General features: G+C 57.0%; 14 protein-coding genes. 11 read left to right on the top strand and 3 right to left on the bottom strand.

Features of this window, described 5'->3' with window-relative positions; all coding sequences use genetic code 11:
• Positions 1-56 precede the first annotated feature (56 nt).
• The 5 genes from Y5S_RS06230 (at position 57) to Y5S_RS06210 (ending at position 6,616) form a co-directional block, all read left to right on the top strand.
• Complete coding sequence (locus tag Y5S_RS06230) at positions 57-779, top strand: response regulator (RefSeq protein ID WP_035231354.1); 723 nt, start codon at positions 57-59, stop codon at positions 777-779.
• 31 nt (positions 780-810) lie between these two features.
• Positions 811-2,427, top strand: a complete 1,617-nt coding sequence (locus tag Y5S_RS06225; RefSeq protein WP_035231353.1) for an ATP-binding protein — start codon at positions 811-813, stop codon at positions 2,425-2,427.
• A gap of 302 nt (positions 2,428-2,729) precedes the next feature.
• A complete protein-coding gene (glpK, locus tag Y5S_RS06220) occupies positions 2,730-4,208 on the top strand; it encodes a glycerol kinase GlpK (RefSeq protein WP_035231352.1) in 1,479 nt (492 codons plus the stop codon).
• A gap of 204 nt (positions 4,209-4,412) precedes the next feature.
• Entirely contained in the window at positions 4,413-5,516 is a 1,104-nt protein-coding gene (locus Y5S_RS06215) for a GGDEF domain-containing protein (RefSeq protein ID WP_035231351.1), read from the top strand.
• Positions 5,513-6,616: a GGDEF domain-containing protein gene (locus Y5S_RS06210; RefSeq protein WP_035231350.1), complete on the top strand. Its 1,104-nt coding sequence runs from the start codon at positions 5,513-5,515 to the stop codon at positions 6,614-6,616. The genes Y5S_RS06215 and Y5S_RS06210 overlap by 4 nt, the downstream gene beginning before the upstream one ends.
• Before the next feature lie 146 nt (positions 6,617-6,762).
• Here Y5S_RS06210 and Y5S_RS06205 read toward each other — a convergent pair whose 3' ends face one another.
• The 3 genes from Y5S_RS06205 to Y5S_RS06195 all read right to left on the bottom strand — a co-directional run bounded on the left by Y5S_RS06205 (position 6,763) and on the right by Y5S_RS06195 (position 9,990).
• Entirely contained in the window at positions 6,763-7,818 is a 1,056-nt protein-coding gene (locus Y5S_RS06205) for an ABC transporter ATP-binding protein (RefSeq protein ID WP_035231349.1), read from the bottom strand.
• A gap of 85 nt (positions 7,819-7,903) precedes the next feature.
• Complete coding sequence (gene argF / locus Y5S_RS06200) at positions 7,904-8,812, bottom strand: ornithine carbamoyltransferase (RefSeq protein WP_035231348.1); 909 nt, start codon at positions 8,810-8,812, stop codon at positions 7,904-7,906.
• A complete protein-coding gene (locus Y5S_RS06195; RefSeq protein WP_035231814.1) occupies positions 8,809-9,990 on the bottom strand; it encodes an aspartate aminotransferase family protein in 1,182 nt (393 codons plus the stop codon). The genes argF and Y5S_RS06195 overlap by 4 nt, the downstream gene beginning before the upstream one ends.
• Before the next feature lie 243 nt (positions 9,991-10,233).
• On the opposite strand from Y5S_RS06195, the gene Y5S_RS06190 reads away from it, so the two are divergent.
• From Y5S_RS06190 to Y5S_RS06165, 6 genes are all read left to right on the top strand, one after another.
• On the top strand, positions 10,234-11,793 hold the full coding sequence (locus Y5S_RS06190) for a hydantoinase B/oxoprolinase family protein (RefSeq protein ID WP_035231347.1): 1,560 nt from the start codon (positions 10,234-10,236) through the stop codon (positions 11,791-11,793).
• Between the two features lie 95 nt (positions 11,794-11,888).
• On the top strand, positions 11,889-14,081 hold the full coding sequence (locus Y5S_RS06185) for a TonB-dependent receptor family protein (protein WP_035231346.1): 2,193 nt from the start codon (positions 11,889-11,891) through the stop codon (positions 14,079-14,081).
• 242 nt (positions 14,082-14,323) lie between these two features.
• Positions 14,324-15,274 (top strand): IS481 family transposase, encoded by a 951-nt coding sequence (locus Y5S_RS06180; protein ID WP_035231345.1) that lies wholly within the window; start codon positions 14,324-14,326, stop codon positions 15,272-15,274.
• Between the two features lie 259 nt (positions 15,275-15,533).
• A complete protein-coding gene (grxD, locus tag Y5S_RS06175) occupies positions 15,534-15,866 on the top strand; it encodes a Grx4 family monothiol glutaredoxin (protein WP_035231344.1) in 333 nt (110 codons plus the stop codon).
• Between the two features lie 166 nt (positions 15,867-16,032).
• Complete coding sequence (locus tag Y5S_RS06170; protein WP_035231343.1) at positions 16,033-16,758, top strand: PepSY-associated TM helix domain-containing protein; 726 nt, start codon at positions 16,033-16,035, stop codon at positions 16,756-16,758.
• A 158-nt stretch (positions 16,759-16,916) separates the two neighbouring features.
• Complete coding sequence (locus tag Y5S_RS06165; RefSeq protein WP_035231342.1) at positions 16,917-17,519, top strand: peroxiredoxin; 603 nt, start codon at positions 16,917-16,919, stop codon at positions 17,517-17,519.
• Positions 17,520-17,649 lie beyond the last annotated feature (130 nt).

The following is a 17,649-nucleotide window of genomic DNA, read 5'->3' as shown; positions in this document are numbered from 1 at the left end:
GTTGGTCCTGACAGGAAACGACAATAACGATACAAATCGATAAGGATAAGGACGGGATGACAACGGTGCAGGATAACCCGCCAGCCATCATGATCGTGGAAGATGATGAACGTCTTGCCGATCTCACCTGTGAATATCTTCAAGCCAACGGTCTGGATGTCACTGTCGTCAGCGACGGTGAAGAGGCGATTCGCCGCATCCGGGCTGAACAACCGGACCTGGTAGTGCTGGATCTCATGCTGCCGGGCGCGGATGGCCTGACGGTATGCCGCGAAGTACGTAGTGCCTACAAGAACCCTATCCTGATGCTGACTGCCCGAACCGATGATATGGATCAGGTGCTCGGACTGGAGATGGGCGCGGATGATTATGTGGCCAAGCCCGTAAAACCCCGCGTTCTGCTGGCCAGAATTCGGGCACTGCTGCGCAGGGTGGAAACCGACAATGAGCGTGACAATTCGCCGGCACGTCTGGAATTTGGTGCGCTGGTGATCGACAACTCGGCCCGGGAAGTGACCCTGGCTGGTGAGTCGGTGGATCTGACCAGTGCGGAATACGATCTGCTCTGGTTGCTGGCCTCCAATGCCGGCACGGTGCTGTCGCGGGAAACCATTTTCGAGAAGCTGCGTGGCATTCAGTACGATGGACAGGATCGTTCCATCGATGTGCGGATTTCCCGTATTCGTCCCAAGGTGGGTGACGATCCGGAAAATCCGAAGCGTATCAAGACCGTGCGCTCCAAGGGCTATTTGTTCGTCAAGGAAATCGGCGCGGCCTGATCCTCCGCCGCGTCGTGACGCTGGGTGACCTTTGAATAGTATTTTCCTTCGGCTCTACGGAGGGCTGTTGCTGGCGCTGTGCTTTATTGGCGCCATCACTTACGCCTCCGTGCAGCTGGTCAACCAATATCGTTCCGATATTTACCGCGAGGAAATGGCGCGGGGTACCTTCTACCTGATGGCGGAGGGCTACCAGCGTTATAAACCGGAAGAGCGGGGCCGCTGGAGCCAGGTGCTGACCCAGCTATTCGGCGCGCCTATCAGCCTGCAGGATTCAGAATCCCTGAATCTGGGGTATCGGGAAGCGCTTCACCTCAGCGAAGGGCTGGTGGTGATGCGATTGAACGATGCCGAGGGCTTTGCCGATATTCTCTTCCAGCTCCCGGATGAAGATACCTTTATCGTCACCCGGATGACCAAGGTGTCCGAGCAGCAGGCGCGAGCCACTGCCGTGCTTATTCTCAATCACCTTTCGCATTTCCCGGAACAGGAATGGGAGGGGGCGCTTGCCAATCTGCAGCAATACTTTGGCTATGATCTGGTCATGGTGGATCGCGATACGGTGGATCTGGATGCGGAGCAGGAACAGCGTCTGAATCGCCGGGAAGTGGTAATTGCCCTGGATGACAGTACACGCAGCGATTCCAGTATCCGCATCTATGCCCCGGTGGCCCAGACGGGCAAGTTGTTGGTGATAGGGCCGCTTTCGCTGTTTGATCAATTCCCCATGGAACTGTTGCTGGTTGCCGGTGTGCTAAGTCTGCTGGCCGTGGCGTTGGCGACCTATTTGCAGGTGAGCCCCTTGCAGCGCAGGCTCAAGCAACTGGACAGGGCGGTAAGCCGGTTGGGCTCCGGGGATCTGGGGGCGTATGCGAATATCGAGGGCAGTGATGCCATTGGCCAGGTAGCGGCTACGTTTAATGGCATGACCGCACATATTCGTCGTCTGATCGAATCCCAGCGAGAGATGACCCGCGCGGTCAGTCATGAATTGCGCACTCCGGTTGCACGATTACGTTTTGGGCTGGAGATGCTGGCGGATATCGAATCGGCTGAATTACGTCGCGAAAAGCTTAATGCGCTGGATCATGATATTGAGCAGCTGGATCAGTTGATTGATGAAATTCTTACCTATGCCCGGTTGGAGCAGGGGACGCCCAATATCGAGTTCAAGCCGGTGCAGGTGATGGAGTTGTGCGAACAGCTGCGCGATGAACTGGAAACCATTCGTGGTGAAACCACCATCTCCGTGGAATGTGATTCGCCGATGCTTGAAGTGGAAGCGGAAGAGCGCTATCTGCATCGGGTGCTGCAGAACCTGGTCACCAATGCGCTGCGTTATGCGGGGTCCTCCATCGTCATGCGGATTGAGGATGAGGACAGCCGGGTGGTTATCCATGTGGATGACAATGGGCCGGGTATTCCCGAGCATGAGCGTGAGCGGGTGTTCAAGCCATTTGCCCGGCTGGATAAAAGCCGCCATCGAGCCAGCGGTGGTTATGGATTGGGGCTTTCTATTGTGAAGCGCATCGTGGATTGGCACGGTGGTGAAATCCGGGTGGAAGAAAGTCCGGAGGGCGGTGCTCGCTTCACTGTGACATTGCCAGCGACTCAGCAAGGTCAGCATGTGCTGGGGCGGGTAAACTGAAGCTGTGAGTTTCGAGTTGAAAGTTCAAAGTTTAAAGTTGAAACGCGGATCAGGTCGGAGGGTTTTGCTGCTCCCTGCCCGCGATTAACGGTAATGGCGCGGGCACGGCCTCACAGAACCGAAAGCGTTTGCCGCGCTTTTCAACTTTAAACTTTGAACTTTCAACTCACGTCAGGCTTTGTCCATAAGATTGTCCGTTATGGTGTAATTTGCCGAAGGGCCTTCGGTTAAAATGCGCCCCCCGATACCATCGGGACATCTATCTGATCCCCGCCAATACTGATAACAGGGTGAGCCGAATCATGTCATATATTCTTTCCATCGATCAGGGCACCACGAGCTCCCGCGCCATTGTGTTTGATGGTGAGGGCAAGGCGGTAGGCCAGGCCCAGAAAGAATTTCGGCAGCATTTCCCGCAGGATGGCTGGGTGGAACATGATGCCAAGGAAATCTGGAACGATACCCTGAGCCTTTGTCGTGAGGCGCTGCGCAATGCCCATATCGAGGCTCAGCAGCTGTCCGCTATTGGTATTACCAACCAGCGGGAAACCACGGTGCTGTGGGATCGGGAAACCGGGGACCCTCTGGCTCGGGCGATCGTCTGGCAGGATCGCCGTACCGCCGCAACATGTCAGGCTTTGCGCGAAGCTGGCCACGAGGATGCCGTTCGCGATAAAACCGGGTTGTTGCTGGATCCTTATTTTTCTGCCACCAAGTTGGCCTGGCTGCTGGACAATACGCCTGGGGCTCGTCAGCGCGCCGATGCGGGCGAGTTGGCGTTTGGCACCATCGATAGCTGGTTGCTGTGGCAACTGACTCGCGGCAAGGTTCACGCCACGGATGCCACCAACGCTTCCCGTACCTTGCTGTTCAATATTCATACCCAGTGCTGGGATGACGAGCTGCTCGCCTTGTTCAAGGTGCCAGCCAGTGTATTGCCGGAAGTGCGCGACAGTGCTGGCGATTTTGGCCAGACCTGCCCGGAATTGCTGGGTGCTGCGGTGCCGGTTTGTGGCATTGCCGGGGACCAGCAGGCCGCACTGGTCGGTCAGGCCTGTTTCTCGCCGGGGATGGTCAAAAGCACCTATGGCACAGGTTGTTTCATGGTGATGAACACCGGTGAGGCGGTCACGTCTGAAAACCGCCTGCTGACCACGGTGGGGTATCGTCTCAATGGGAAAACCACCTATGCGTTGGAAGGCTCTATCTTTGTGGCAGGGGCGGCCATCCAGTGGTTGCGCGATGGGCTTAAACTGATTTCCGATGCCAGCGAAACAGAAGCGCTGGCTCGTCGTGTCGGTTCCGCAGGAGGCGTGTATCTGGTGCCTGCGTTTACCGGCCTCGGGGCCCCCTGGTGGGATCCTCATGCCCGCGGGGCGTTGCTGGGTTTGACTCGGGACACCGGCATTGCTGAAGTGGTGACCGCCGGGTTGGAGGCGGTGTGCTATCAGTCCCGGGATCTGCTTGATGCCATGGCTGCAGATTGTGGAACCCGACCGACAACACTGCGTGTGGATGGCGGCATGGTAGTGAACAACTGGTTGAGTCAGACGCTTTCCGATGTGTTGGGTGTGTGTGTAGACCGGCCGGTGGTTACCGAAACCACGGCATTGGGTGCGGCCTATCTGGCTGGGCTTGGTTGCGGCTTGTATCCATCGTTGGAAGCTATCGCGGGGCAGTGGCGCTGTGAACGGGAATTCTCTCCTGCACTGGAAGAGGAAGAGCGGCAACGCCGTTATGCCGGTTGGCGCGATGCCGTGGCCAGAGTGCGCCAAGAGTAGGCGAAAGCCTCAATTTTGATCAGAAAATCAGAGGGTTGTCGGTATAAAACCGCTTGTTTCTCGATAGGCGGTCGGTATGGGTCGACAGTGAAACTGTGATGCAGTAGTCATTTAGTATTACTATTTAATTAACAATAATACTAAATAGTCATCATGCGCGGCCTTGGTAATGGGTGGGCTGGCCTCGCGACACCAGGTACCCGAATGGATCAGTCTTTAGCCATACATCCGGCAGCCCTCCAGTCTCAACGTGTTCGGCGAGTGCTGTTTGCCATCGTGATGGGTGGTAGTGCCCACACTCTGCTGTGCTGGATTGCCCTGCAACTGGATTTCTTCCGCGGTGGTGATTCACTTTTCGCGGCCCTGTTTTCCATTATCTGGGCCGGTCATGCCCTCTTTGTCTCCTTTATGCTGCTTGGCCTGAACCGTCGTCTGGGTGAGCCCGCCATGATCATGCCCCTAATGGTCTGGTCGACGACCGGGTTGCTGGTGACGGCAGTGGTGGTGGATCAGGTTCGTCTTTGCGTCATGCTGATGTTCTTTGCCATCGTGCAGTTGGGCGTGCTGCAGGCCTCGCTGAGGCAGTTCATCTTTCTGGCGGTTTACTGTGTGCTGGGCTATGCCATCGCCTTGGGGGTGGTATACCTCTACTGGCCGGAAGTGGTTGATGTGCACGGGGAGTGGATCCAGTGGGGGTTGTTTGCGGTCATGGTCATGGCCGTGGCCCTGCTCGCGGCGGAAATTTCTACGATTCGTAGCCTGTTGGGCAAGCGAAACAGCCAACTGGCAGAGGTGGTTGAACGCATTCATGATATGGCGGTAAAAGATGAGCTGACCGGCTTTTACCGCCGCCGGCATGCCATGGAGTTGCTTGGCAAGGCCTGCGGCCAGGCTTCGCGAGGAGCGTTTGCGCTCGGTGTGGTCTATGCTGATCTGGATTTCTTCAAGCGCATTAATGACCGCTATGGTCATGGCGTTGGTGATCTGGTGCTACAGCGCTTTGCGGAGGTGGTGACCCGTCATTTGAGTGGCCAGGATTTTGCTGCTCGACTGGGGGGGGAAGAATTTATGCTGGTGTTGCCCGTGAGTGACCAGGAAGAGGCAATACATTTGGTGGAAGGGATTTTGATGGGGATGCGCAGCCAACGCTTTTCCGAAGCGCCGGAGCTCCATGTTACCTTGTCTGCTGGCTTGGCCATGCTGGCACAGGGAGAGGCGCCTGCCCAGGTTATCCGCAGGGCGGATGCGGCACTGTACCGGGCAAAGGAAAGTGGCCGTGACAAACTGGTGGTGGAGTCACGCTCATGAACAGTGAGCTGCGTCAGGCCGAAAGTCTGACCTTCAATGAGACAAGGTTGCTCAGGCGTCATGGCCGTTCTGCGGTGGCGATCATGGGCATGCATACGCTGCTCTGTCTTGTGTATTACCGCATGGGGGCCTTTCAGATTTCGCCGCAGTGGGGCTCGCTCCTGTTGGGTGGGCTCTGGGTATCCATGTTGTCGTACTTCCTGTTGTTGATTAGCGGTGCCACCCTGCGGCTGCGGGACCCGTCGCTGTCATTGCCGTTGATCATCTACTGCGTGGTCGTGTTCATGACCTCAGGCTACTACGTAGATGAGTTCCGTCTCAGTGTTGTCACACTGTTTTTTGCTGTTTTGCTGCTGGTTTCCTTTCAGCTTAGCGGCAAGGTCATGGTTGGGGTGGCAATGTTTTCCAGCGCCGCTTATGCGGCCATGTTGTGGTTAGCGCTGGATGATCGCTGGGTACAGCTGAGCTTCTCTGTGGAAGTGCTGCAATGGCTGGTATTCACCATGATTTCCATCAGCTTTGCGATCACGGGCGGGAGTATCCACCGCCTGCGCAGAAATCTGGCGGACAAAAACCGGGAGCTTGCCAAGGGGCTTGAGCAAGTCAGGGAGATGGCGATTCGCGATGATCTGACCGGGTTGTTCAATCGTCGTCACCTGCTGGAAGTGTTGAATCGACAGAAGGCACTGGCGGACCGCAAGAAGGTGCCGTTTTCTGTTTGTTACGTGGATCTGGATCACTTCAAGCAGATTAATGATCACTACGGTCATGAATGGGGGGACCGGGTGTTGCGACGTTTCTCCCAGGTAGTGATTGCCGATATGCGTGATGGCGATTACTTCGGGCGCTTGGGGGGTGAGGAATTTCTGCTGATTCTGCCCCAGAGTAACGAGGAAGGGGCCTTGCTGGTGGCGGAGCGTTTGCGCAAGCGCTGGAGTCAGGAGCAGTTCGGGCAAGAGGGTGGGCCGTCTTCAGTCAGTCTGTCGGTGGGCGTTGCAGCCTATCATGACAATGAAAGCGTGGATGATGTGCTTAACCGTGCGGACCAGGGTTTGTACCGGGCCAAGAGTTCAGGGCGCAATCAAAGTCAGGTGGCCTGAAAAAGGCAGTGAATAGTTAACAGTGAATAGTTAATAGTTGCGCGTGCGAAGCGCGGTGGTGGCTGAAGGCAAAGAGGCCGCGTCCATACCTTGGGCGCGGCCTCTTGCGTTTAAAGATGGCACTTGGATCGAACGCGCGCTTTTCACTATTCACTGTTCACTGCGAAGGAGACCAGATGCTTGGTCCCCAGCCTTACATGCAACGTGTCGCCTTCCAGAACGTTGGTATGGCTGTCGGTTTGGCAGAGCAGGGTTTCTGAGGCACTGACGCGCAAGTGATAAAGGATGCTGGCGCCAGTGAACTGGCGACGGGTGATGGGCAGCGCAAGGCTGGCCGTTTCGTCTGCGACGATGTCCTCAGGGCGAAGCAGGACATCGACTTCCGTTCCCGGTAACAGGCTATCCTGATGACGGCCAGTCAACTCGCCAAGGCTGGTTTGAACACTATGACTGTCGGTAACCTTTCCGCGCAGGAAAGCACCATAGCCGGCGAATTCAGCTACAAACCGGTTAGCCGGAGCGTGGTAAATGTTGTAAGGCGAATCCCATTGCTCCAGATTGCCGTGACGCATGACACCGACCCGATCAGCCAGGGCAAAGGCTTCTTCCTGATCATGGGTCACCATTAGTGTAGTGACGTTTTCCTCGCGCAGGATATCTCCGAGTTCTTGCGCCAATTGGCGGCGCAAGTCCAGATCCAGGCTGGCAAAAGGTTCATCCAGCAACAACAGGGCAGGGCGTGGTGCCAGGGCGCGAGCCAGGGCAACGCGTTGCTGTTGGCCCCCAGACAGTTCGTGGGGGTAGCGCGCTTCCATGTCATCCAGACGCACGCGCGCAAGACACTCGCGCACCCGTTTGGCTTTTTCATTACTGGGCAGTTTGCGCAACCCGAAGGCCACATTGTCAGCCACGGTCAGGTGGGGGAATAGCGCATGTTCCTGGAACACCATGCCCAGGCCGCGCTGTTCCGGTGGCATCTGGTGGTGGTGGGATGACACCAGGCGATCCTGAATGCGGATACTGCCTGCGGTGACCGGCTCCAGTCCTGCAATGGCTCGTAGCGTGGTGGTTTTTCCGCAGCCGCTGGGACCCAGCAGGCAGGCAATTTCCCCTGCCGCCAGAGACAGGCTGAGGTCCTTCACAACGGCCTGCTGGTGATAACCGCACGCCAGGTTTTCAATGCTCAGCAGTGGGGCTTTCATGTCCTGGCGCTCCAGGCTTCACGCTGCACGCGACTCGAACAATAAGCCACGTGTTGCGTGTTGCGTGTTGCGTGCAGCCTTACCATCAATGCTGCCCGGTGAGCAGGAATTCCAGTAGCGCTTTCTGGGCGTGGAGACGGTTTTCCGCTTCGTCCCAGACCACCGCACGGGGGTCGTCCATCATCTCATGGCTGACTTCCTCACCACGGTGGGCGGGCAGGCAGTGCATGAACAGCGCTTCCGGATCGGCCAGATCCATCAGCTCCGGGGTCACCTGGAAGCCTTCAAAGGCATTCATGCGTTCCTGTTGCTCGTCTTCCTGACCCATGGAGGCCCACACGTCGGTCACTACCAGATGAGCACCTTTCACGGCTTCGCGTACGTCTGGTTCCAGGCTGACACGATCAGTGCAGCGGGTCAGCAGATCCTCGTCCGGGGCAAAACCGTCAGGGCAGCTGATCACCAGTTCGAAATCAAATTGCCGGGCCGCGTTCATGTAGCTGGCGCACATGTTGTTGCCATCGCCCACCCAGACCACTTTCTTGCCCTGAATACTGCCGCGGTGCTCAACAAACGTCTGCATGTCTGCCAGCAGCTGGCAGGGATGGAAGTCGTCAGTCAGTGCATTGATGACCGGCACGGCGGAGTGGGCAGCAAAGGTTTCCACGGTGGCGTGATCAAAGGTTCGGATCATCACCGCATCCACCATGCGGGACAGTACTCGGGCAGAATCCTCAATGGGTTCACCGCGGCCCAGCTGGGTGTCGCGAGGTGAGAGGAAAATGCTGGCGCCGCCAAACTGGGTCATGGCTACTTCAAACGACACCCGTGTGCGGGTGGAGGACTTCTCGAAGATCATCCCCAGTGTCTTGCCTTTCAAGGGTTCGTGGCTCTGGCCATTGCGCAGCATGGTTTTCAGTTCGATGGCGCGCTGGATCAGGTAGCCCAGTTCGTCCGGTGTCAGGTCATTGAGAGTCAGGAAATGCCGGCTCATGCGACCTCCTGTGCATTGGCAAAAGAACGAATGACGGCAGACAGGTTGTCCACCAGGATTTGCATTTCGGCATCTGAGATCACCAGTGGTGGCAACAGCCGTACCACGGAGCCGGCGGTTACGTTGATCAGCAGGCCTGCCTCGCGGGCGCTGGCGACCAGTTCGGCACAGGGGCGATCCAGCTGGATGCCGATCATCAGCCCCTTCTGGCGCACTTCGGTGATCAGGGCGACATCTGCCAGGGCAGATTGGAAGGCGGTCTTGAGCTGTTCGCCCTTGGCCTGCACATCATCAACCACCTCATCCGCCAGAGTGTTGACCACGGTCAGGGCGGTGGCACAACCCAGAGGGTTGCCGCCGTAGGTGCTGCCATGGGTACCGGGGCCGAAAACACCGTCAGCTTTGCCGGCTACCAGGCAGGCACCGATAGGAAAGCCGTTGCCAAGGCCTTTGGCGGTGGTCAGCACATCCGGCTGCACGCCTTCACCCATGCAGGCAAAGTAGTGGCCGGTCCGGCCATTGCCTGACTGGATCTCATCCAGCATCAGTAGCCAATCCTGTTGGTCGCACAGCTCGCGCAATGCTTTCAGGTAGCCGTCGGCGGGAATATTGATACCGCCTTCGCCCTGTACTGGTTCCACCAGCACAGCAACGATGTCTGCGTTGCCGGCCAGCGCGGCAACGGCTTCTACATCGTTGAACGGCACACGAACAAAGCCTTCTACCAGCGGCGTAAAGCCTTCCTGAACTTTGCTGTTGCCGGTGGCAGACAGGGTCGCCATGGTCCGCCCATGGAAGCTGCCTTCCATGACGACCACGGTGGGCTTGGCGACACCTTTGCGGTTGCCGTAAAGCCGCGCAATCTTGATGGCGGCTTCATTGGCTTCGGCGCCGGAATTGGAGAAGAAGGCGCTCTTCATGCCGCTGATGTCGCAAAGTCGCTGAGCCAGGGCTTCCTGGGCGGGAATGCGGTACAGGTTGGAGGTGTGCATCAGCTGTCCGGCCTGCTCGGCCAGAGTTCGGGTAACCGCCGGATGGCAATGCCCCAGATTGCAAACCCCGATACCGGAGATGGCATCCATGTACTTGTCGCCGTTCTCATCGAACAGCCACACCCCTTCACCGCGCACGAATGCCACAGGCTGTCTTGCGTAGGTGGGAATCAAATATTGCGACATAGCAGGCAATTGATAATTGATAATGGAGAATTGATAACGGAACAACGGCAATGCCATGTGAACACGGCAGCGTATGTTTCGCCCCAAACAAAAAACGGCAGCCCATGGCTGCCGGAAACGGTGATAATAGCGCAGTTATTGGCCAATAGTTAATAGTTGATGGTCATAAACAAGGAAGGCAGACTGCCCATTGTTTTCAGGGTTTAGCTGTCAACTATCAATTATCAACTGTCAATTGCCTCTATGAATCCCGTCCAGCTCAGTATTTTCGCCAATCGCCTTTCAGGAATCTGTGATGAGATGGGGGCGGTGCTGCGGCTCAGCGCACTGTCTCCCAATATCAAGGATCGGCTGGATTTTTCCTGCGCGATTTTTGATGCCCGGGGGCGACTTTGCGCTCAGGCGGCCCATATCCCTGTGCATTTGGGTTCTATGGCGTATGCCATGGCAGATCTGGTGAGTGGCAGGGAATGGGCGGCGGGGGATCTGCTGGTAGTGAATGATCCTTACTTGGGCGGCACCCACCTGCCGGATGTCACAGTGGTGGCTCCCGTTTTTCGGGAGAAGGATTTGATGGGGTTTGCGGTTACCCGTGCCCATCATGCCAATATCGGTGCGCACAGCCCTGGATCCATGCCGGTGTCTACACATCTGGAGCAGGAAGGGTTGGTGATTGCGCCGACGTTGCTGAAGCGGGAAGGGCGGTGGCAGATTCCGCTGTGCCGACGGCTGGCTGGATTGCCAGAGGAACAAGGTAATTCACAGCCGCCCATGGAAAACCTGCGTTTTGGCGATTTTGCTGCCCAGGCCAGCGCCTGTGAGGCTGGAGCCCGGCGCTTGTCGGAGCTGGCGCTGGTGCTGCCCGACCTGGAGCAGGCTTTTGATGCGCTCAACACCTATGGGGAAAAGCGTGCCCGAGCGCGCATTGCGGCTTTGCCGGATGGTGAGTACCGTTTTGAAGACGTCATGGATGATGACGGCCAGGGCCAGCAGGATATTGTGATTGCGCTGAGTTTGCGCATAGAGGGTGACAGTGCCTTTCTGGATTTTACCGGCACAGCGGATCAGGTAGCCGGCAATATCAACTGCCCGTTATCGGTAGCGGCGGCGGCAGCGTATTACTGTTTTCGCTGCCTGATGGATGATGATGTGCCGGCCTGTGACGGTCTGTTTCGGCCCATCGGCCTTTATGCTCCAGAGGGCTGCCTGCTCAACGCCCGCCGTCCTTCGGCGGTGGCTGCCGGCAATGTGGAAACCAGTTCACGGGTGGTGGATGTGGTGCTGGGGGCGCTGGCGCAGGCTGCACCAGATGCGATACCTGCTGCCAGCCAGGGGACCATGAATAACGTCGCCATGGGTGCCGCAGGTGAGCAGGGGTGGGACTACTACGAGACCATGGCCGGCGGTGCCGGTGCCCATGCGGGTGGGGCTGGCCTGTCGGCAGTACACACCCACATGACTAACACCCTTAATACGCCAATCGAGAGTCTGGAATCACATTATCCACTGCGGGTGCTGGAATACCGTATTCGCCATGGCAGCGGTGGGGCCGGAGTGTTCTGCGGTGGGGATGGTCTTGTCCGTGAGCTGGAGTTTCTTGCGGAAGCTCAGGTCACCCTGCTCACAGACCGCCGCCGTTCCGCGCCCTGGGGGCTGGCGGGCGGAAAGAATGGCGCAGTGGGGGAAAACCGGCATAACGGCAGGTTGTTGCCGTCAAAGACTGGTTTTGCCGCCAGAGTCGGTGATCGGTTGCTGGTAGCCTCTCCTGGCGGGGGAGGGTATTACGATACGAAGCGTAAATGAGAATGATAAATAATTGAATTTAGTTCTTCTTCACTGTATTTTTCCCGTGCTTACGATGTTTACATTTTTTGCATTTGCGTCGGGAAGGAATACTTATGCATTTACAGCGTCGCCTAATTTGCTGTGCCATCGCCTCTGCCATGGCTACCGGAGCAGCTCCGGCTTTTGCGGATCAGACCAATGAACTGAAACCGGTACAGATCCTCGGGGATCGCCAGGATACTTTCAGTATCAGTGGTTCTGCTTACGTACTGTCTAACGAAGATTTGGAAAAAAAGGAAAACACGGATGTGCACCGCATTCTGCGAGATGTGCCCGGCGTGTATTTCCAGGAAGAAGAAGGTTATGGCCTGCGTCCGAACATCGGTATTCGTGGCTCCGGTCGTGACCGCTCCAGCAAGGTTTCTCTCATGGAAGACGGGGTGTTGATTGCCCCGGCACCTTACGCTGCACCGGCAGCCTATTATTTTCCCAGTGCTGGTCGTTTCTATGGCGTTGAAGTCCTGAAAGGTCCAGACACCTTGCGCTACGGTCCCTTCACTGTTGGGGGTGCCATCAATTTCCTGTCTACCCCGATTCCTGCCCGTGCTTCAGGCATGGTGAATGTGGAAGGTGGAGAGGACGGATCTCAGCGAGCTCATGCTTATTATGGCGCCACAGAGGGCCAGTTTGGTTTCATGCTGGAAGCGCATCAGCAACGCACCCTGGGCTTCAAGGATATTGACCGTTCCAACCGCGACAGTGGTTTTGACAAGCGTGATTATGTAGCCAAGCTACGTTGGCAGGCTCCGGAAACCGCCGCTATCCAGCAGGCGCTGGAACTGAAACTGGAGCATTCCAGCGAAGTCTCCGACGAAACCTATCTGGGGCTGACCGACCGGGATTTTGAGCGTGATGCCAACCGGCGTTACGGCATGAGTGATATCGACCAGATGGACAATGACAGGGATGCGGTGTCCCTGCGCCACACTCTGGTGTTTGCTGAAAATACCCGGTTGAACTCTGTAGTGTACCGCAACGAGTTCAACCGCAACTGGTACAAGCTGGCCAGTATTGATGGCCAGGGCATTGGTGGTTATGTGTCGGATGCCAACACCAATGGTGGAGTCAAGCAAGCAGTTCTGCGTGGTAGCGCCGACGCCTCTGATCTAGTGTTCAAGAACAACAACCGTGAGTACATTTCTGAAGGAATTCAGACTGAACTGAGTCACCAGTTCCAGGCAGGCTCTGTGCAAAATGATCTGATAGTAGGGGCCCGCTACCACCAGGACGAAGTGGATCGTTATCAGCCCACGGACACCTTCGATCAGACTAATGGCAGCCTGGTGTATCAGACGTCCACATTGCCCACCGGCGGTGATAACCGTCTGGAAAATGCCGATGCCATGTCGGCCTGGATCATCGATCACGCTTATGTGGGGGATTTCATTGTCACCGGCTCGTTGCGCTACGAGAACGTGGAGAGCAAGAGCAAGCGCTGGGGTGAGCCGGCTCGCAACACGGTGAGTTCACGGACAGAAAACCGCAACGAAGAGCTGATGGCGGGCCTGGGTGCCACCTGGCTGCTAAATGACAACTGGTCACTGCTGGCTGGTGTGCATCAGGGGTTTGCGCCGGCCGGAGCCTCCTCCCAGAAAGGTACCGAGGCGGAAAAGAGTGTTAACTATGAAACCGGTTTCCGCTACTGGCAGGAAAACTTCAGTGCCGATGTGATCGCGTTCTACAGCGATTATGAGAACACGATCCAGAACTGTTCCATCGCCAATCCATGTCCCAATGGCAATGATTCCGGCACCCAGAGCTTTGGTGAATCCGAGGTTCGCGGTCTGGAGGTGGGGCTGAACAGCGTGGCCTGGGAGGGTGACAATGGCCTGCGAGTTCCGGTTCGGCTGGCCTATACCTACACCGATGGCGAAATCACCAGGGACGCGGATGATCTGTCCGTGCTGGATGGCGATGTGCTGCCTTACCTGCCTGAACATCTGGCCAGCCTGACCTTCGGCCTGGAAAAAGCCGCTGCCTGGTCTGCATTGATGTCGGTCAGCCACACGGATGGCATGTGCATCGACAACAGCTGTGACCGTACTGGTCAGAGCACCACGTTCAAACGCACCAGTGACTACGTGATCGCAGATGTGGTGGCCACCTACCACGTGAATAGCGATATGGAAGTGTATGCCAAAGTGGATAACGTGTTTGACGATCAGGAAATTGTCTCCCGTGATCCCGCAGGGGCTCGCCCCAACAAGCCGCGCACTGGCTATGTGGGCATGAAAGTACGCTTCTGAGGTGGAAAGCGGTGACAACAGAACTGGGGGCCGAAGCCCACCGCTGTCCCACAGTTTGTGTCTGCTTGACGGAGCTCTGCGGGGCTGACATGCCGGCAGGGTATCTCGTGATATGAAGACATGAATTGGCGGTGAGCCAATCTTCAGAGGCTCCCTAGATGTGATCTTTCAGTAGGTTGTTCATTCGGGACTTACCCGGCAGATTGGAGGTGCGAAACTACAAACCTTCCCGGGAGCCCCGAATGAACACCCACAAAAATGCCCGATTAACCGTCCACGGTCGAGCCCTGTTGATCACTCGCATTCTCGAACACGGTCTGCGACCAGAGGAAGCTGCACAAGCGATGGGGGTGAGCACACGAACGGCCTATAAATGGCTGACCCGCTATCGTGAGGAAGGAATGCAGGGATTGGAAAACCGCACTTCTCGCCCACACCACCACCCCCATGCTATCTGCGAAGAGCAGCGCCAACGGATCATTGCGAAACGCTATGAAAGGCGTATTTACCGTCAAATCAGCAGCGAAGAGGGTGTTAGCCCCAGCACGGTCGCTCGCGTGCTGCGTTCTGCCGGCGTGAATCGACTCAGTTCGCTTGAGCCTGCCCGGCCCTCCAACCGCTATGAGCATGACAATCCCGGCGATCTTTTACACTTGGACATCAAGAAACTGGGACGCTTCCGCAAACCCGGTCACCGCGTGACAGGAAGCCCGCAGGCAGGCAAGTCCTATGGGGCAGGCTGGGAATACGTCCATATGGCAATTGATGATCATAGTCGTATTGCCTGGGCAACGATTTGTCCGGATGAAAGCGGGGCCAGTGCCTGGCGGGCCCTAATTGCTGCCCTGCGCTATTATCGCTCTTTGGGCATCCGCATTCAGCGTGTGTTGACGGATAACGGAGGCTGTTACCGCTCAGGGGCCTTTGCTCGCGCATGCCGGCGATTGGGGCTCAAACATCGCCGCACCAAGCCCTACACGCCGCGCACTAACGGCAAGGCCGAAAGGTGGATACAGACTGCTCTGCGAGAATGGGCTTATGCCTGCTCCTATGACAACTCCGCTCAGCGAGCGGAGTACTTGCCGGTATGGATACACCAGTACAACTGGCATCGCCCTCATTCCGCTATTGGCTACTTGCCTCCAATTAGCAGGCTTCCTGTTATGAACAACCTGTTGGCTTTACACACCTAGATTCTTCCAGGGTAAGCGCTTGCTTGCAGGCGAAGACGTGTTCGCAAAGGCCGAATTCGCTTGCAAGCAAGCTCCCACAAAGGAAGAGGGGCCTTTCCCAAAGAGGAGCCTGAAAAATGTGGGACAGCGGTGGGCTTCGGCCCCCTTTTCTGTTCCGTGACCCTTGAAGGCGTGGCTCTCCGGCCCCATCTGGGAGGAGCAGGGCCATCAGTGCTAGAATAGAGCCAATCAACCCCCTCAAAACGCCAGGTAGTTCAGTATGGATGTTATTCAGGTCATCAAAGACCAGATCGAAAAAAACCCGGTGATCCTTTACATGAAGGGCACCCCGCAGTTCCCCCAGTGCGGCTTCTCCGCGCAGGTGGTGGAAGCCATGACCGCGGTGGGAAAGCCGTTTGCCTATGTGAATATCCTGGAAGCGCCGGAAATTCGTCAGAGTTTGAAGGAGTATGCCAACTGGCCGACCTATCCCCAGCTGTGGGTGGGTGGCGAGCTGGTGGGTGGCTGCGACATCATCATGGACATGTATCGCTCCGGTCAGCTCAAGGAGCTGGTGGATGGCGCAGCGGCAGAGACTGACGGCAGCGACTGATCTCGTTACTCTGTAATGAATGAAGGCCCGGCCCAGCGCCGGGTTTTTTATGCCTGCGTGTGGGGCTCTTGACGGTTTTGTTCAGGCTGCTGGAGGTTCCGGTGTTGGCCCTAATGCATTAGCGCCTACAATCGACGTGGATTATTGGCCTCATTGAGGTTGCTAGGTGAAAAAACGGAACCCTACACGCCAGTGGCGTCGCTGGCACCGCTGGCTGGGGCTGGCGGTGGCATTGCCGGTGCTGGTGCTGTCGATTACGGGGGTGATGCTCAATCACATCGAGTCCCTTGGCTGGTCCAGCAAGCCCATGTCGCCCTTGCTGGCGCGCTGGTACGGTGCGCCGGTGCCCAGCGACATCAGGGGCTATTTCCTGGAAGGTCAGTGGTACGCAGAACTGAATGAGCGCTTGTATGTGGATGGTGCTGACACCCTGCATTGCACGCCTCCATTGCATGGGGTAGCGCGTCACAACGGGCTGCTGATTGTCGGTTGCGGGCAGGAGCTGATGCTGCTGGACGGCAATGGCCAGCTGGTGGAACGCATCGGCAAGGCCTATGGATTGCCGGTCTTTGAAAATCTGGGCAGTGATGACACTGGATTGATCCTGGACACCGGCGATGCATTGCTGCGTTACGACGTGGACCAGCTGATGGCAAGTCCGTATCAGGGGGACTGGCAGCAGCTGGACGCCAGGCCATTGCCAAACGGTCTGGAAAAAGCCCTGATTGACCAGAGTGTGCCGCCTTCCCTGACCTGGCAGCGGTTGTTGCTGGATCTGCACGCGGGCCGGATTGCCGGCCTGGCGGGGCAGTTGGTGATGGACTTCGCGGCCCTGGTACTCACCATTCTGGCCATTACCGGCACGGTGATCTGGAGTCGAAGCCGCCGCTAAAGAGGGCTGCAGAAGTGCCCCAATTGCCTATTCATTGAGCAATTGGTTGGATTCCGCAACAAAGCCGGTTGCATGCCGCGCCGGAATCCCCATGATAGAGCACAGTTTCGCGGGACGTGATGTCCCCGGTTTTACCCCTCTCACACAAGGAGATAAACATGGCTGTTCTGGTTGGTAAGCCCGCACCGGATTTCACTGTTCCTGCTGTACTGGGCGATGGCAGCATCGTTGACTCATTCACTCTGTCCGAAGCCATCAAGGGCAAATACGGTCTGGTCTTCTTCTACCCGCTGGACTTCACCTTTGTATGCCCGTCCGAGCTGATCGCTCTGGATCATCGTATGGATGCGTTCAAAGAGCGTGGCGTGGAAGTGATCGGCGTGTCTATCGACAGCCACTTCACCCACAACGCCTGGCGTAACACCCCGATCAACGAAGGCGGTATCGGTCCGGTGAAATACACTCTGGCCGCTGACATGAACCACACCATTGCCCAGTCCTACGACGTAGAGTCTGAAGGCGGCATGGCATTCCGTGGTGTTTTCCTGATCGACCAGAACGGCGTGGTACGCAGCCAGATCGTTAACGATCTGCCGCTGGGTCGTAACATGGAAGAGCTGATCCGTCTGGTTGACGCCCTGCAGTTCCACGAAGAGCACGGTGAAGTGTGCCCGGCTGGCTGGCAGAAAGGCGATTCCGGCATGAACGCTTCCCCGGAAGGTGTTGCCGAGTACCTGTCTGGTAACGCAGACAAGCTGTAAGAAGCGCAGGCACAAAAAAAAGGGCCGCTTTTTAGCGGCCCTTTTTTTGGGTTCATCGCGGGTTAGCGGGAAGGCAGGCTCCTGACCTCTGGAGTCGAACTTGGGACGTCAACGCCAAAACCGACTCAAC

The organism is Alcanivorax nanhaiticus (genome assembly GCF_000756665.1).
Lineage (GTDB): Bacteria > Pseudomonadota > Gammaproteobacteria > Pseudomonadales > Alcanivoracaceae > Alcanivorax > Alcanivorax nanhaiticus.
This window is presented reverse-complemented; position numbering and strand designations above follow the sequence as displayed.

Excerpts from the sequence above, each read along its gene's own strand:
- Y5S_RS06230 (WP_035231354.1), top strand. The coding sequence starts at position 57 with ATGACAACGGTGCAGGATAACCCGCCAGCCATCATGATCGTGGAAGAT.
- glpK (WP_035231352.1), top strand. The coding sequence starts at position 2,730 with ATGTCATATATTCTTTCCATCGATCAGGGCACCACGAGCTCCCGCGCC.
- Y5S_RS06215 (WP_035231351.1), top strand. The coding sequence starts at position 4,413 with ATGGATCAGTCTTTAGCCATACATCCGGCAGCCCTCCAGTCTCAACGT.
- Y5S_RS06210 (WP_035231350.1), top strand. The coding sequence starts at position 5,513 with ATGAACAGTGAGCTGCGTCAGGCCGAAAGTCTGACCTTCAATGAGACA.
- Y5S_RS06205 (WP_035231349.1), bottom strand. The coding sequence starts at position 7,818 with ATGAAAGCCCCACTGCTGAGCATTGAAAACCTGGCGTGCGGTTATCAC.
- argF (WP_035231348.1), bottom strand. The coding sequence starts at position 8,812 with ATGAGCCGGCATTTCCTGACTCTCAATGACCTGACACCGGACGAACTG.
- Y5S_RS06195 (WP_035231814.1), bottom strand. The coding sequence starts at position 9,990 with ATGTCGCAATATTTGATTCCCACCTACGCAAGACAGCCTGTGGCATTC.
- Y5S_RS06190 (WP_035231347.1), top strand. The coding sequence starts at position 10,234 with ATGAATCCCGTCCAGCTCAGTATTTTCGCCAATCGCCTTTCAGGAATC.
- Y5S_RS06185 (WP_035231346.1), top strand. The coding sequence starts at position 11,889 with ATGCATTTACAGCGTCGCCTAATTTGCTGTGCCATCGCCTCTGCCATG.
- Y5S_RS06180 (WP_035231345.1), top strand. The coding sequence starts at position 14,324 with ATGAACACCCACAAAAATGCCCGATTAACCGTCCACGGTCGAGCCCTG.
- grxD (WP_035231344.1), top strand. The coding sequence starts at position 15,534 with ATGGATGTTATTCAGGTCATCAAAGACCAGATCGAAAAAAACCCGGTG.
- Y5S_RS06165 (WP_035231342.1), top strand. The coding sequence starts at position 16,917 with ATGGCTGTTCTGGTTGGTAAGCCCGCACCGGATTTCACTGTTCCTGCT.